The sequence below is a fragment of the Yersinia sp. 1252 StPb PI genome, assembly GCF_048593885.1.
GTDB classification, from domain to species: domain Bacteria; phylum Pseudomonadota; class Gammaproteobacteria; order Enterobacterales; family Enterobacteriaceae; genus Yersinia; species Yersinia enterocolitica_E.
The window spans coordinates 23,412-37,825 of sequence record NZ_JAZGQE010000011.1 but is presented as its reverse complement, the minus strand read 5'-3'; the positions used below and the strand labels follow the sequence as shown (position 1 = coordinate 37,825).

Here is a 14,414-nt window from a genome sequence, read left to right as displayed (position 1 = left end):
CCTCTTATTGCCCCCCTGCAAATCATGCAGAGATAAACACTGCAAAAACTGTTTTTGGCATTAGCTTATACCAACACTCAAGTTAAAAATGCATATTTAATCTCGCCTAAAACAAATAAACCCCATTACAGTTGAGTTTATAGGTATAAAAGTTTATTTTTATGCACTCAAACTGCATAAATAAAAAATTTACCTTAACTCGTTGCTACTTTTACCGGGAGATTCACATGTTTAAACGTTTAATGCTGGTCGGAACTTGTCTGGCCGCCGTATTGTCTGCGGGTAGCGTTGTTGCAGCCGAGCCGACTTATGTTGTCGGTTCCGGTGGTACCTACCGCCCATTTGAGTATGAAAATAGCCAAAAACAACTGGAAGGTTTTGATATAGATATCATCAAAGCTATCGGTAAAGCTGAAGGTTTTCAGGTCAAATTGGTGAATACGCCGTGGGAAGGGATTTTTGCCACATTAGGCTCCGGTGATCGCGATATCATCATTTCGGGTATCACCATTACGGATAAACGTAAACAAATGGTTGATTTTTCAGATCCTTATTTCCCTGCCGAACAAACTATCGTCGTGGCTAAAGGCTCTAAAGTTGATTCCATTGCGGCACTGAAAGATCTGAATGTTGGCGTGGTGAACTCAAGCACCGGCGACATCGTGGTATCCGATGTTCTGGGTAAAAACAGCACTGCGATCAAACGCTTTGATAACACGCCACTGATGCTGCAAGAACTCTACGAAGATGGCATCGCTGCCGCCGTAGGTGATGTAGGTGTCGCCAAGTTCTACCTGAAAACCCACCCGGAAAAAGCCTTTGAACTGGTTTCCGATACCAAGTTTGAGCGCCAATATTTCGGTATTGCGGTGGCGAAAGGTAATGAAGAATTACGCACCAAAATCAACAGTGGTTTACAGAAAATCATTGCTGACGGCACTTACGCCAAAATCTATGAAAAATGGTTTGATGCACAGGTACCAACACTGCCAGCCGCAACCCAGCCAGCAAAATAACCCTTTCTTATATACGCCACCGCTGCGTGAATGCGCGGTGGCTTGATTGACCGGATCACCCTATGTCAGGATTTCGTTGGGAAATCATTCAGGAATACGCCCCACTGTTTATGGACGGTGCCTGGATGACAATTAAGTGCACCATTATCTGTGTGATTTTGGGCACAACCTGGGGGTTAACCCTCGGTCTGGGCCGTCTGGCGCAAGCGCCTCACGGTATCTGGAAGCCAGTATTGTACTATTTCGTTCAATGGCCAGTGCGCATCTATATTAGTGCTATTCGTGGCACACCCTTATTTGTGCAAATAATGGTGGTGCATTTCGCGCTGGTGCCACTGTTTATTAACCCACGGGATGGCATTCTGGTCACCAATGGCATTATGTCTTCTGATTTTGCCAGAATGCTGCGCTCAGATTACGGTGCTTTTTTATCCTGCGTCGTGGCTATCACGCTGAACGCGGGTGCTTATGTTTCTGAGATTTTCCGTGCGGGTATTCAGTCAATTGATCGCGGCCAGATGGAAGCCTCGCGCTCATTGGGAATGAGCTACGGCAAAACGATGCGCAAGGTCATTCTGCCTCAGGCTTTCCGCCGGATGTTACCGCCACTGGGTAACAATGCCATCGCTATCGTAAAAGATTCATCGCTGGCCTCTGCGATTGGCCTGGCTGACTTAGCCTATGCTGCTCGCACTGTTTCTGGTGCCTATGCGACTTATTGGGAACCCTACCTGACCATCTCACTGGTTTATTGGGTTATCACATTCTTACTTTCGCTATTAGTGCGGCATATGGAAAAGAGGTTCGGTAAAAGTGATTCACGTACATAACCTACAAAAACAATTTGGCGAAACCCATGTGTTGCGTGGCATTTCTTGCGACATTCAGCCAAAAGAAGTGGTTTGCATCATTGGCCCATCCGGTTCGGGTAAAAGCACCTTTTTGCGCTGTATTAATGCGTTGGAGACGTTATCCGGGGGGGAAATAACCGTTAATGGTTTTGAGATCCATAACCCGAAAACCGATCTCAACCGGATGCGCGAAAGTGTCGGCATGGTGTTCCAACGTTTTAATCTATTCCCTCATATGACGGTGTTGGAAAACCTAACCATGGCACCTATGGATGTTAAAAAGCTGCCACGAGCGCAAGCCATAGAACGGGCTGAATTGTTGTTACGCAAGGTGGGATTGCTCGATAAGATTGATGCCTATCCCAGCAGTCTTTCTGGCGGTCAACAGCAACGCGTCGCCATTGCCCGAGCCTTGGCAATGGAACCTAAAATCATGTTGTTTGACGAACCGACTTCAGCGCTGGACCCGGAGTTAGTCGGTGAAGTGCTGGCGGTGATGAAAGCATTAGCACTGGAAGGGATGACCATGGTGGTAGTGACTCATGAAATGGGCTTTGCCCGAGATGTTGCCGACCGGGTGTTGTTTATTGATCAAGGGGTGATACAGGAAGAGGGGCAACCGGAAAAAATCTTTACCGCCCCGACTAACCCGCGAACTCAGGCATTTCTCAGTAAGGTGCTTTCAGCGCAAGGGTAAACGGTTACCCATTGAAGATGTTACAAATTGAAGCGGGTTATTATCGGGTGAAACCGAATAGCCCGCCGATTTGCTCACCAACCAGTAAGAAATGAAAACAGCATCCAGAATAAACACAATACGGCAATACCACTCCCACCAATGGTAAATAAGAGATTACCGCGCGATAACACACTCAAAGCAATACCTACCAACACTGAAACCGGCATCAGCGCCAGAAAGAACGGCCAAGTGTACAGCAGGAAGAAGACGGTATTGGGACCATAGACAAAGAAAGGTATCGCAAACGCCAGCCAATAGAAAACAAAGCCTGTAACACCACCGAGAAAGGAGTATGACGGCTCCTCCCTTTCCCGCTGTTCGTCGATAATAATTTGGGTGATATTCTGCATAGCAATCCTGTGGGCACAGTTTACCAGCACGCTCTAAGGGCGTTTTGCCGGTAGCCATTAGTATAGATACCCAGCGTAATTAGCGTTACAGGTAGGCAGCAAGCTAATACATCCCGATGCGCTTACACAGTCAAGTGATTCGGGTGAATGCGTGCAGCTAACGGCCCTGTAGCTTCAAGTACAAAGGGTATCATTTAGGATTTGATAATAGCTCGACCACGCAGTACGTCTAACAATTGTTCAATCAAATTTGTTACTAATTGTTCACCCGGCAAATGAATATCAGCGTGTTCGGGTGATTCATAAATAGAGTCAATGCCAGTAAAATTTTTCAGCTCGCCAGCACGGGCTTTTTTGTACAAACCTTTAGGGTCACGGGCCTCACAAATAGCCAACGGTGTATCGACAAATACCTCAATAAACTGGCCTGATGCCAACATATTGCGCACCATTTCCCGCTCAGCCCGATGAGGTGAGATAAACGCCGTCAGCACCACCAACCCGGCATCTACCATCAGTTTGGCCACCTCCCCGACGCGACGAATATTCTCGCGCCGGTCAGTATCAGAAAAACCCAAATCACGGCATAAACCATGGCGCACATTGTCGCCATCCAGTAAGTAAGTGCTAACACCGCGAGCAAACAGTGCCTGTTCCAGCGCACCGGCAAGGGTAGATTTCCCTGAGCCAGATAAACCGGTAAACCACAGCACCACCCCTTGGTGCCCATGCTGTTGCTCCCGATCCTCTCGGGTCACCGCATGGGGATGCCAGATGATATTCTCATCAGCCGGCAGAGCGCCCGATTCATTAACATCATGCGTTTTCAACGGATCGGCGTACAAGTTATTTACCCCCTAACAGATCACGCGCGCCCCAGTGTGGGAAATGGCGGCGAACCAAAGCATTCAGTTCTAACTCAAACGTACTGAATTCAGTATTTTCCTGATAAACCGACGCCAGCGTTTCGCGAATTAACCCTGCACCAACAGTGACATTAGTCAGCCGATCAATAAAGATCATGCCACCGGTATCCCGATTGCGTTGATAGCTGTCGAGCACCAGCGGTTCATCAAATGCCAGTTCAACCAAACCAATGCCATTAAGCGGCAGGCTGTCAACTACCCGCTGGGTCAATGAGTTGATTTCCACCTGATATTGAATATTTTCCACCCGCGCACGGGTCTTTTTCCCCGCTACTTTGATGTCATAACTTTGTCCAGCCACTAACGGCTGTTCCGCCATCCACACCACATCCACCAGCGCATTTTGCGCCGCTGTTAAGGTCTCACTGGCATCAACCAATAAATCGCCACGGCTGATATCCACTTCATCAGTCAGCACCAAGGTTATGGCTTCGCCGGGGATGGCTTGCTCCAAGTCACCATCAAAAGTAACAATGCGCGCCACACTTGATTCCATACCGGACGGCAGCACTTTTACTCTCTGCCCAACGCGCACCACACCGGCAGACAAGGTGCCAGAATAACCACGAAAATCCAGGTTTGGCCGGTTAACATACTGCACCGGGAAGCGCAGCGGCTGCTGCCGGCTGGCATTGACCACATCAACACTTTCCAGCACTTCCAGGAGTGTCGGGCCGGAATACCAATTCATTTTCTCGCTCGGTGATGCCACATTATCGCCATCCAGCGCAGATAGAGGGACAAACTTGATGTCGAGATCCGTGGGTAATTGCTCGGCAAAACTCAGGTAATCTTCTTTAAATTGTTCGAAGACGCTTTCCTGATATTCCACCAAATCCATCTTATTCACCGCCACTACCAAATGGCGGATCCCCAGCAATGTAGCGATAAAGCTGTGACGGCGAGTTTGATCCAATACCCCTTTGCGGGCATCGATCAACAAAATCGCCAGATCGCAGGTAGAAGCCCCGGTCGCCATATTGCGGGTATATTGCTCATGCCCCGGTGTATCCGCGATGATAAATTTGCGTTTCTCGGTTGAGAAATAGCGATAAGCCACATCAATGGTGATGCCCTGCTCACGCTCGGCCTGCAAGCCATCAACCAATAACGCCAAATCCAATTTTTCACCCTGAGTGCCAATACGTTTACTGTCAGTGTGCAGCGTTGATAACTGATCTTCATAGATTTGGCGAGTATCATGCAGTAAACGCCCAATCAGGGTGCTCTTACCGTCATCCACACTGCCACAGGTCAGAAAACGCAACATCGTTTTATGCTGTTGGGCATGCAGGTAAGCTTCTACTCCACCCTCGTTGGCAATCTGCTGGGCGATAGAGGTATTTTGTAAAATCATCGATTTGTTCTCTGAAACTGACAGCTCATCGACAACGGGCTGATCTTGTAATTTCGTGCTCATTGGGCGCTCCTCAGAAATATCCCTGACGCTTTTTAAGCTCCATCGAGCCGGATTGGTCACGGTCGATCATTCGCCCCTGACGCTCACTGGTGGTAGAGATAAGCATCTCTTCGATGATGGCCGGTAAAGTTTCAGCCTCGGACTCTACCGCGCCAGTCAATGGCCAGCAGCCCAAGGTGCGAAAACGCACCATCTTCTGAGTAATGACCTCACCCGGTTGTAAATCAATTCGGTCGTCATCCACCATCAGTAACATGCCATCACGCTCAACCACCGGGCGAGGCTTTGCCAGATACAGTGGAACAATGTCGATTTTTTCCAAGAAGATATATTGCCAAATATCCAGCTCAGTCCAGTTGGACAGCGGGAACACGCGGATACTTTCGCCTTTGTTAATTTGGCCGTTGTAGTTGTGCCACAGTTCCGGGCGCTGATTTTTTGGATCCCAGCGATGGAAGCGGTCACGGAACGAATAAATACGCTCTTTGGCGCGGGATTTCTCTTCGTCACGCCGTGCGCCACCAAATGCAGCATCAAAACCATATTTGTTCAGCGCTTGCTTCAAGCCTTCGGTTTTCATGATATCGGTGTGTTTGGCGCTGCCGTGAACAAACGGGTTAATGCCCATCGCTACCCCTTCCGGGTTGCGGTGGACCAGTAGCTCGCAGCCAAATGCTTTAGCGGTACGGTCGCGAAATTCATACATTTCGCGGAATTTCCAACCGGTATCCACATGCAATAACGGGAATGGCAAATTACCGGGGAAGAAGGCCTTGCGCGCCAAATGCAGCATCACAGAGGAATCCTTACCGATAGAATAGAGCATCACCGGATTACCGAATTCAGCGGCCACTTCACGGATGATATGGATACTCTCCGCCTCCAATTGCCGCAAATGAGTGAGTCGTTTTTCGTCCATAACAGATCCTTTATGCCAAATTCACGACTGACGGGCTGATAGCCTGTTCAGTCTGTGGTTGTTGCCCAAACCAGGCGATTTGGTGATGTAAATCCACCACTTCACCGATAACCAGCAGTGCTGGGGTCGGCGCCTGATGTGCTAATGATTCCAGTTGGGCCAGTGTGCCCGTCAAAACTTGTTGGTCAGCACGGGTTCCCCGGCCAATTACCGCTACAGGGGTGGTGCTTGCCCGACCATGGGCTATGAGCTGACGGCTAATCTCGGCGGCTTTCACTGTTCCCATATAAATCGCCAAAGTTTGGCGGCCTCGAGCCAGTGCCGGCCAATCCAAATCATCGCCATCGGCGCGGCAATGCCCGGTAATAAAGGTCACGCTCTGAGCATAGTCACGATGCGTCAGGGGGATACCCGCATAGGCTGTCGCCCCACTTGCCGCCGTCACTCCCGGCACCACCTGAAACGCGATGCCCGCACGCGCCACCATTTGCAGCTCTTCACCACCACGGCCAAAGATAAACGGATCACCGCCTTTCAGCCGCACTACCCGTTTCCCCTGCTGCGCCAGCGAGACAAGTAATTGATTGGTTTCTTCCTGTGCTACCGAGTGTGCTCCCGCCCGTTTGCCGACACAGATACGTTCAGCGTCACGCCGTACCAGATCCAACACTTCCGGGCTGACTAAATGGTCATATAACACCACATCAGCCTGCTGAATCACTTGCAGGCCACGTAATGTCAGCAAACCTGGACAACCAGGCCCCGCCCCCACCAAAGCAACCTCACCCTGAGTGCTGCGCTGCCCCTCCAGCTCCCGTTGTAATTCCTCTTCGGCTTGTGCTAACTGACCACGGCTAATCAGACTCGCAAAGCGGCCACTAAACGCATTTTCCCAAAAGCGACGGCGCTCTCCCATCGAGGCGATATGCTGTTTAACCCGACCACGCCAGCGCCCGGCAACGGCTGCCATATCACTCAGGCTGGCAGGTAGCAGAGCCTCTAACTTCTCACGCAGTAAACGCGCCAGCACCGGAGCTTGACCGGCAGAGGAGATAGCCACCACCAGAGGGGAGCGATCGACAATCGACGGGAAGATAAACGAGCAGCGGGGTTGGTCATCAACCACGTTAGCCAAAAGATGTCGCTGATCCGCAGCGGTAAAAACAGCGGCATTCAGCACGGTATCGTTGGTGGCGGCAATCACCAAAAAAACATCATCCAACTGTTCCGGCAAGAAAACCTTTGCAAGCCAGTTAATGCGGCCATCCTGATGCTGTTGTTCCAGTTCAGATGAAAGAGCCTGTGCCACTACCCTCACCTGTGCACCCGCGCGGTGGAGTAAATCAATTTTTCGCGCAGCGACTTCGCCGCCGCCAACAACCAATACTGGGCGCTGTTTCAAGTCGGCAAATAGAGGTAGATAGTCCACAACGTCCTTCAATTACATGATAAAGCGTAGGGTGACTATAGGGGGGGGGCATGGCCTTATGAAATGACGAAAAGTAATTACAAGTTCCATAATGATATATAGGCGTAACAGCATGGCTTGCAGCTAAGTTAGCCAATTCGCACTCAGGGCGATTTTCTTACTTACTGACATAAAATTTCTACACTTTAGGAAGTATACAAATTGTCTATTGGTGTAGACAGTTTCATACTAAGCACCGGAAAGAGTTGTATTGTCCATGCTGCGAGGCATGGCCCAGACTATAACAAGGATATTTCGGTATGTTTTCCCGCCGTCGCCTAAAGTGGGCACTATTCACCCTGTGTTTCAGTACCGTCTTACCGTTGCATGCCGCTACGACTCAGGCCGTTGGTCGAATCGCTGAACAACAAATCCGCCATATCAGCACCTACTTTCCCGGCCGTATGGCGGGTAGCCCGGCAGAATTACTGGCTGCTGAGTATATCAACCACCGTTTTCAGCAAATGGGTTATCAAAGCAACCTGCGGGGTTTTAATACCCGCTATCTGTATACCAGTAAAAACGGTAAACCAAGCTGGCACACACTGACTGCCACCTCGGTGATTGCCGCTCGCAACATAACAACTCTCGATAAAAAGCAGGCGACTGGCAAAGCGGATGACCAGAAACAGATAATTATCATGGCGCACTTTGATACCTACACACCGCAAAGTGATAAAGATTTAGATAAGAATCTGGGTGGGCTGACGCTACAAGGGGTCGATGACAATGCGGCAGGGGTCGGCGTTATGCTGGAACTGGCTGAACATCTGAAAGACACACCATTGCGCTATGATTTGCGTTTTGTGGCACTCAGCGCCGAGGAGATAGGTGCACAAGGTGCCGAGAACTATCTGCAACGAATGAGTAAAACGGAGAAAGCCAACACACTGCTGGTGATCAACTTAGATAGTCTGATAACCGGTGACCGGCTCTATTTTAATGCCAGTAACCAGCCCACAGCCATTGCGGCAAGGGATCAGGCACTTGCGTTGGCACGTCGGTATGGCATTACTGCCGCCACAGTTAAAAACCAGATTAGCTCCCCCTGTAGGGCGGATAAAAATATCTTCTATAACGCCGGATTACCGGTGTTATCTGTCGAAGCAAGCAACTACAGCCTGGGTAACAAAGAGGGTTGTCAGCAACGGGCCATCAGTAGCCACTTTCCTCAAGGTATAACCCGTCATCAAAGCCAGCTAGATAACTTAAATTATCTGGATAAGTACTTACCGGGTCGTATCAGTAAACGTTCACACGATAGTGTGAAAATATTGTTGCCCCTGATACAAGCGCTCGCTGCTGATAAAAAATAATATTGGCTTTGCGTAACTTCGCGCAAAATACAGATAAAAACCAACTAATTCAACGTCAGGGTGATCATTATGATCGCCCTTTTTCGTGCTTTTCACGTATAACTCCTGGTGGGTATAGCACCCATAATTAATTGACTCAATCTCGCTGGTGGGTATAATGCCCACCAGCGACTCACCAGGAGATCACATGGAGAGTGGCGAATTAATAAAGCGATTGCAGGAAGGTGTGAAGTCACCCACTGGGAACCGCCTCCACACATAGGGTTTGAATGATGACGGGTATAAACGCTTAGGGAGTTAACCATGATCTACCCTATTTTTATTTTCAGTACTACTGAAGGATTCGATGGATATTTTCCCGATCTTGACGGTTGTTTCTTTGCTGGCAATACCTTTGCCGATATCAGTAAAAATGCCGAAGAAGCCTTTGCTGTTCATATTGAAGCACTGATGGATGAAGGTTTTCCATTACCCACGCCCCCGAAAGATCCACAGCGTTACATTGGGGATCCCCGGTTAAAAGAAGAAGCGGGGATTTTGGGGTTTGTTGAGATTGATCCGGCCAAATATGAAAGTAAGGCGGTCAAATTCAATCTGACCATGTCGCAAAATCTGCTGACCGCCATTGATAAGTTTATCGCCACACACCGGGGTTATAAGAACCGTAGCCAATTTCTGGCTGAATTGGCACGTGAGAGAATCATCAGCTAATAGATAATGAAAATAAGGGCGCAGGCAGCGCCCTCAGACCACAGACAAATTCAAATAAAGGGAGAACGTGCGGTTGGGTGTAGGCGTTACGCATCAGTCGCCGGAACGCCCATCGGGGATGGTCCACTCTTCATTCACTGAGCTGTAACACTCACAGGGCTATAAATAGCGTTGATATTAGCTTCAACCTTCATGCAGGCCGCATTCGCGTTTCAACCCAAAGAAGCGAGTTTCCTCTTCGCTCATTCCCGGTTCCCATTTACGGGTAGTGTGAGTATCCCCGACCGATAAGTAACCCTGTTCCCAAAGAGGGTGATAGCTCAGGCCATTTTGGGTCAGATATTGATAAATCTGCCGATTATCCCAATCGATAATCGGTAGCAATTTGAAAACGCCGCGCTGAATGGCTAACACCGGTAGCTGTGCCCGGCTGCCTGATTGTTCACGGCGAAGACCAGCAAACCACGTTTGAGCCCCCAGCGTTTCCAACGCCCGATTCATAGGTTCCACTTTGTTCAGGTCATTGTAACGTTCAATACCCTCGACTCCTTGCTGCCACAATTTACCGTAACGGGCTTCCTGCCAAGCCGGGCTATGAGGGGCACGAAATACCTGTAAGTTAAGTTGAAGCTTCTCGGTCAAGTCATCAATAAACTGATAAGTTTCTGGGAATAGGTAACCGGTATCAGTAAGAATTACTGGAATATCAGAACGTTGCCGCGTAACAAGATGCAAACAAACGGCGGCCTGAATACCAAAGCTGGAAGAAAGTACAAACTCGCCCGGTAGATTTTCCAATGCCCAGCTCACCCGCTCTTGCGCGGTTAAATGCTCAAGTTGACCGTTAACCAGTGCCAGTGCCGCCGCTTGTTCTGCTTTCGGCAGGGCATTAAGTTCACTCAAGTTAAATTGGCTCACACCGCCTCCTGTACGTCATAAAAATCACGGGCTGAATCAATCACTGGAGCAATCACACCAACGCGAATCACAAAGTCACCGAAACCTTCATCAGCATGGCGCTCTTTTGCCCAGCGCCCAACCAACTGATCGGTAATTGCCAGAATTTCATCTTCGGTGATGTTTTCACGATACATCCGCGGTATCCGAGTGCCTTCCCGGTTGCCACCCAGATGCAGGTTATAACGACCAACGGCTTTACCCACCAGCCCTACTTCTGCCAGTAAAGCCCGGCCACAGCCGTTCGGGCAGCCGGTAACTCGCATCACAATATGTTCATTGGGCAAACCGTGTTGCTGCAAAATACCTTCAATACGGGTAACAAACTCTGGCAGGAAGCGTTCAGCTTCGGCCATAGCCAATGGGCAGGTTGGGAATGAAACACACGCCATGGAGTTCTCACGCTGCGGGCTGACACTGTCATCCATCAAGCCATGCTCACGGGCCAGCGCCTCAATACGGGCTTTATCTTTTTCCGGCACCCCTGCCACAATCAGGTTCTGATTCGCAGTTAAGCGGAAATCACCCTGATGGATTTTAGCAATTTCTGCCACACCGGTTTTCAGGCTACGGCCAGGATAATCTAGCAAACGGCCATTTTCGATAAACAGGGTTAAATGCCATTTTTTATCAATGCCTTTCACCCAGCCAATACGATCGCCACGACCAGTAAATTGATAAGGCTTAATAGCGCCGAAACTGACGCCTGCGCGCTTTTCAACTTCCGCTTTGAAGGTTTCTACCCCTACTCGCTCCAGCGTATATTTGGTTTTAGCATTTTTGCGATCGGTACGATTGCCCCAATCCCGCTGCGTGGTAACAACCGCTTCAGCGATAGCCAGCGTGTGCTGTAGCGGAATGTAGCCAAATTCACTCGCTTTACGGGGATAGGTATTCTTATCACCATGAGCAATGGATAGCCCACCGCCTACCAACACGTTAAAGCCAATCAGTTTGCCTTTATCGGCGACAGCCACAAAGTTGAGATCGTTGGCGTGTAGATCCACATCATTTTGCGGAGGAATAACAACTGTAGTTTTAAATTTACGCGGTAAATAGGTCGCGCCGAGAATCGGCTCCTCATCGGTGGTCGCCACTTTTTCCGCATCCAACCAAATTTCGGCATAAGCGCGAGTACGTGGCAGCAAATGCTCAGAAATCTTTTTCGCCCATTCGTAGGCTTCCTGATGTAGCACCGATTCCACCGGGTTCGACGTACACAGTACATTACGGTTTACATCGTTTGCCGTCGCCAACGCATCCAGCCCCAATTGATTAAGCAACTGATGGGCCGGTTTAACATTACCTTTCAGAATGCCATGGAACTGGAATGTCTGGCGATTGGTGATACGGATGCTGCCGTATAAGGTGTTATCCGCCGCAAACTTATCAATTCCCAACCATTGCTGTGGGGTAATAATCCCCCCTGGCAAGCGGCAACGTAGCATCATGGCATGACGTGGTTCCAGCTTCTGCTCGGCGCGTTCGGCGCGGATATCACGGTCATCCTGCTGGTACATACCGTGGAAGCGGATTAACAGGAAGTTGTCGCCATTGAAACCACCCGTTAGACCGTCATTCAAGTCTTTGGCAATGGTCCCACGCAGGAAATTGCTTTCCGACTTCATACGTTCGCCATCAGACAGTTTTCCAGTAACGACTAATGGCCCTGGGTGTTTTTCATTCATCAGTACACATCCCGCTGATAACGGCGCGCCAGGCGCAGCTCACTTAAATATTCATCAGCCTGCTCGGTATCCATTGCACCGTGCAGAGCCACCACGTCCAGTAAAACCTGCTCAACGTCTTTGGCCATGCGGTTAGCATCGCCACAGACGTAAATGTGGGCACCTTGTTGTATCCAGTTCCACAGTTCTGCGCCCTGTGCGCGCAGTTTGTCTTGTACGTATATTTTATGGGCCTGATCGCGCGACCAAGCCAGATCAATGCGGGTCAGCAAGCCGTCTTTAACATAGCGCTGCCATTCAACCTGATAGAGGAAATCCTCGGTGAAATGAGGGTTGCCAAAGAACAACCAATTCTTGCCACTCGCACCATCGGCCTCACGCTGTTGCATAAAGGCGCGGAAAGGTGCAATACCGGTACCGGGACCAATCATGATAACTGGCGTTTCCGGGTTAGCAGGCAGGCGGAAGTTATCGTTATGTTCGATAAAGACTCGAATATCACCCTCCACTTCCAGCCGATCAGCCAAATACCCTGACGCCCCTCCGGTACGTGGCCGCCCATCAATGTCATAGCGCACCACACCCACAGTGATATGTACTTCGTTTTCAGTCTCAGCCTGTGAGGAAGCAATGGAGTACAAGCGCGGCGTCAGTGGCCGTAACAGCGCAATCAGCTGATCAGCATTGAGATCAGACGGAGCCTGTCTAACCATATCAACGATCGGGGTATTTTTGGCATATTGTTGCAGCGCCGGTTTATCTGCCAGCAGCGCAATCAGCTTCTCATCACGGGAAAGTGCCGCATACTTATCAACGATCAGCGTCGTATTTTGTGTCAGTTCAAAATGGCTGCGCAATGCCTGTGCCAGTGGCAGATTCTGCCCGTCGACACTGACCTGTTCGTCACCTTTAAGCCACAACAGAGCGAGCAGCTCGTCTACCAGGGCCGGGTCATTATCAAACCAGACCCCCAGTGCATCACCGGGTTGGTAACGCAGACCTGAATCGGCTAAATCTATTTCAATGTGGCGGACATCTTTTTCGGAGTTACGGCCTATCACTTTCTGCTGTACCGATAATTGCGCGGTCAGTGGTGCCGTTTTGCTGTATGGGCTGGATGTGATTTCATCCACGACACCACTTTGAGTTACCGCCGCCGCAGTTGCCGATTGTGCCGGCACCCGAGCCTGTAACACTGCAACGATCTGCTGACGCCACTGCTGTGCCGATTCCTGATATTCCACATCCGCATCGACACGATCCAATAAGCGCTGAGCACCAAGTTCCGCCAATTTACTGTCGAAATCTTTACCTGCCTGGCAAAAGTGCTCGTAAGAGGTGTCCCCTAATCCAAACACAGCAAAGGCGGTTTCCGGCAACTTAGGCGCTTTTTTAGAGAATAAGTATTTGTGCAATGCAACCGCTTCTTCCGCGGGTTCACCTTCGCCCTGAGTGGAGGCAACGACAATTAATAGGCGTTCTTGTGCAATTTGCTTAAACTTATAATCACCCGCATTGACCAAATTGACATTAAATTTAGCCGCCAGAAGGTCATCACGTAGCTGTTCCGCCAAGCGGCGTGCATTACCGGTCTGAGAGGCAGAGATAAGGGTAATCGTCAGCGCTGGCGGAGCCACTGCCGCTGGGGTTGCAGCCACACCTGGCTGTTGATTAACCATGCCCCAGAAATAACCGGACAACCATGCCATTTGGGTTGGGGAAAACTCACCAACCGCCGCCTGTAAGCGGGCTAACTGCTCCGGCGATAGCGGAAGTAAAGAAGTAGGAGGAACCTGAGTCGTCATTGCAGTACGCATTCCCTTAAGCTTTAGCCAGTGTCAGTCGATCTATTTTCAGCACATATTTCTTAATGTTTGTAAGGTTAACCATCCCGATAATAACAATTAAAGAAGCGATAGAAATAATAAATAACCAAAACGACTAAGCAGTTTTTCAGGTAATGGATATGAGTTAAAGTGTTCAACTTATTAAGAAAATTTTCACTAACCCATATCAAGCTATTAATTTGCCACGTCTACATATAAATCAGTAA

General features: G+C 49.5%; 13 protein-coding genes. 5 read left to right on the top strand and 8 right to left on the bottom strand.

The annotated features are described in order from the left end of the window. The first annotated feature begins 227 nt into the window (after nucleotides 1-227). The 3 genes from V2A85_RS03305 (at nucleotide 228) to V2A85_RS03295 (ending at nucleotide 2,564) form a co-directional block, all read left to right on the top strand. Nucleotides 228-1,016 (top strand): basic amino acid ABC transporter substrate-binding protein, encoded by a 789-nt coding sequence (locus V2A85_RS03305; protein ID WP_372558063.1) that lies wholly within the window; start codon nucleotides 228-230, stop codon nucleotides 1,014-1,016. 62 nt (nucleotides 1,017-1,078) lie between these two features. Beyond that, nucleotides 1,079-1,846: an amino acid ABC transporter permease gene (locus V2A85_RS03300; protein WP_005181636.1), complete on the top strand. Its 768-nt coding sequence runs from the start codon at nucleotides 1,079-1,081 to the stop codon at nucleotides 1,844-1,846. Next, the gene (locus tag V2A85_RS03295) at nucleotides 1,830-2,564 is read left to right on the top strand and encodes an amino acid ABC transporter ATP-binding protein (protein WP_372558062.1); all 735 of its coding nucleotides are present in this window, start codon (nucleotides 1,830-1,832) and stop codon (nucleotides 2,562-2,564) included. Before V2A85_RS03300 ends, V2A85_RS03295 begins: the two co-directional genes overlap by 17 nt. A 74-nt stretch (nucleotides 2,565-2,638) precedes the next feature. On the opposite strand, the gene V2A85_RS03290 is transcribed toward V2A85_RS03295, so the two are convergent. From V2A85_RS03290 to cysG, 5 genes are all read right to left on the bottom strand, one after another. After that, nucleotides 2,639-2,956, bottom strand: a complete 318-nt coding sequence (locus tag V2A85_RS03290; RefSeq protein WP_083160403.1) for a DUF3561 family protein — start codon at nucleotides 2,954-2,956, stop codon at nucleotides 2,639-2,641. Nucleotides 2,957-3,150: 194 nt separating this feature from the next. After that, on the bottom strand, nucleotides 3,151-3,801 hold the full coding sequence (cysC, locus tag V2A85_RS03285; RefSeq protein ID WP_372558061.1) for an adenylyl-sulfate kinase: 651 nt from the start codon (nucleotides 3,799-3,801) through the stop codon (nucleotides 3,151-3,153). A gap of 1 nt (nucleotide 3,802) precedes the next feature. Continuing rightward, nucleotides 3,803-5,302 carry a sulfate adenylyltransferase subunit CysN gene (gene cysN, locus V2A85_RS03280; protein ID WP_420070879.1) on the bottom strand — a complete coding sequence of 500 codons (1,500 nt, stop codon included), beginning with the start codon at nucleotides 5,300-5,302 and terminating at the stop codon, nucleotides 3,803-3,805. 10 nt (nucleotides 5,303-5,312) lie between these two features. Then, nucleotides 5,313-6,221, bottom strand: coding sequence for a sulfate adenylyltransferase subunit CysD (cysD, locus tag V2A85_RS03275; protein ID WP_004706274.1), 909 nt, complete (start codon nucleotides 6,219-6,221; stop codon nucleotides 5,313-5,315). A gap of 10 nt (nucleotides 6,222-6,231) precedes the next feature. After that, complete coding sequence (gene cysG / locus V2A85_RS03270; protein ID WP_372558059.1) at nucleotides 6,232-7,650, bottom strand: siroheme synthase CysG; 1,419 nt, start codon at nucleotides 7,648-7,650, stop codon at nucleotides 6,232-6,234. 299 nt (nucleotides 7,651-7,949) lie between these two features. Here cysG and V2A85_RS03265 point away from each other — a divergent pair, with 299 nt between their 5' ends. Both V2A85_RS03265 and V2A85_RS03260 read left to right on the top strand, forming a co-directional pair. Then, nucleotides 7,950-9,005: an aminopeptidase gene (locus tag V2A85_RS03265; RefSeq protein WP_372558058.1), complete on the top strand. Its 1,056-nt coding sequence runs from the start codon at nucleotides 7,950-7,952 to the stop codon at nucleotides 9,003-9,005. Nucleotides 9,006-9,308: 303 nt separating this feature from the next. Then, a complete protein-coding gene (locus tag V2A85_RS03260) occupies nucleotides 9,309-9,716 on the top strand; it encodes a type II toxin-antitoxin system HicB family antitoxin (protein WP_372558057.1) in 408 nt (135 codons plus the stop codon). A 183-nt stretch (nucleotides 9,717-9,899) separates the two neighbouring features. On the opposite strand, the gene V2A85_RS03255 is transcribed toward V2A85_RS03260, so the two are convergent. The 3 genes from V2A85_RS03255 to cysJ are packed head-to-tail and all read right to left on the bottom strand — an operon-like array spanning nucleotide 9,900 to nucleotide 14,166. After that, nucleotides 9,900-10,634 carry a phosphoadenylyl-sulfate reductase gene (locus tag V2A85_RS03255; protein WP_420070878.1) on the bottom strand — a complete coding sequence of 245 codons (735 nt, stop codon included), beginning with the start codon at nucleotides 10,632-10,634 and terminating at the stop codon, nucleotides 9,900-9,902. After that, a complete protein-coding gene (cysI, locus tag V2A85_RS03250) occupies nucleotides 10,631-12,361 on the bottom strand; it encodes an assimilatory sulfite reductase (NADPH) hemoprotein subunit (RefSeq protein WP_372558055.1) in 1,731 nt (576 codons plus the stop codon). The genes V2A85_RS03255 and cysI overlap by 4 nt, the downstream gene beginning before the upstream one ends. After that, nucleotides 12,361-14,166, bottom strand: a complete 1,806-nt coding sequence (gene cysJ / locus V2A85_RS03245) for an NADPH-dependent assimilatory sulfite reductase flavoprotein subunit (protein WP_420070882.1) — start codon at nucleotides 14,164-14,166, stop codon at nucleotides 12,361-12,363. Before cysJ ends, cysI begins: the two co-directional genes overlap by 1 nt. Between the last annotated feature and the right edge of the window lie 248 nt (nucleotides 14,167-14,414).

Coding starts and splice junctions, on each gene's coding strand:
- V2A85_RS03305 (WP_372558063.1), top strand. CDS start 228: ATGTTTAAACGTTTAATGCTGGTCGGAACTTGTCTGGCCGCCGTATTG.
- V2A85_RS03300 (WP_005181636.1), top strand. CDS start 1,079: ATGTCAGGATTTCGTTGGGAAATCATTCAGGAATACGCCCCACTGTTT.
- V2A85_RS03290 (WP_083160403.1), bottom strand. CDS start 2,956: ATGCAGAATATCACCCAAATTATTATCGACGAACAGCGGGAAAGGGAG.
- cysN (WP_420070879.1), bottom strand. CDS start 5,302: ATGAGCACGAAATTACAAGATCAGCCCGTTGTCGATGAGCTGTCAGTT.
- cysD (WP_004706274.1), bottom strand. CDS start 6,221: ATGGACGAAAAACGACTCACTCATTTGCGGCAATTGGAGGCGGAGAGT.
- V2A85_RS03265 (WP_372558058.1), top strand. CDS start 7,950: ATGTTTTCCCGCCGTCGCCTAAAGTGGGCACTATTCACCCTGTGTTTC.
- V2A85_RS03260 (WP_372558057.1), top strand. CDS start 9,309: ATGATCTACCCTATTTTTATTTTCAGTACTACTGAAGGATTCGATGGA.
- cysI (WP_372558055.1), bottom strand. CDS start 12,361: ATGAATGAAAAACACCCAGGGCCATTAGTCGTTACTGGAAAACTGTCT.
- cysJ (WP_420070882.1), bottom strand. CDS start 14,166: ATGACGACTCAGGTTCCTCCTACTTCTTTACTTCCGCTATCGCCGGAG.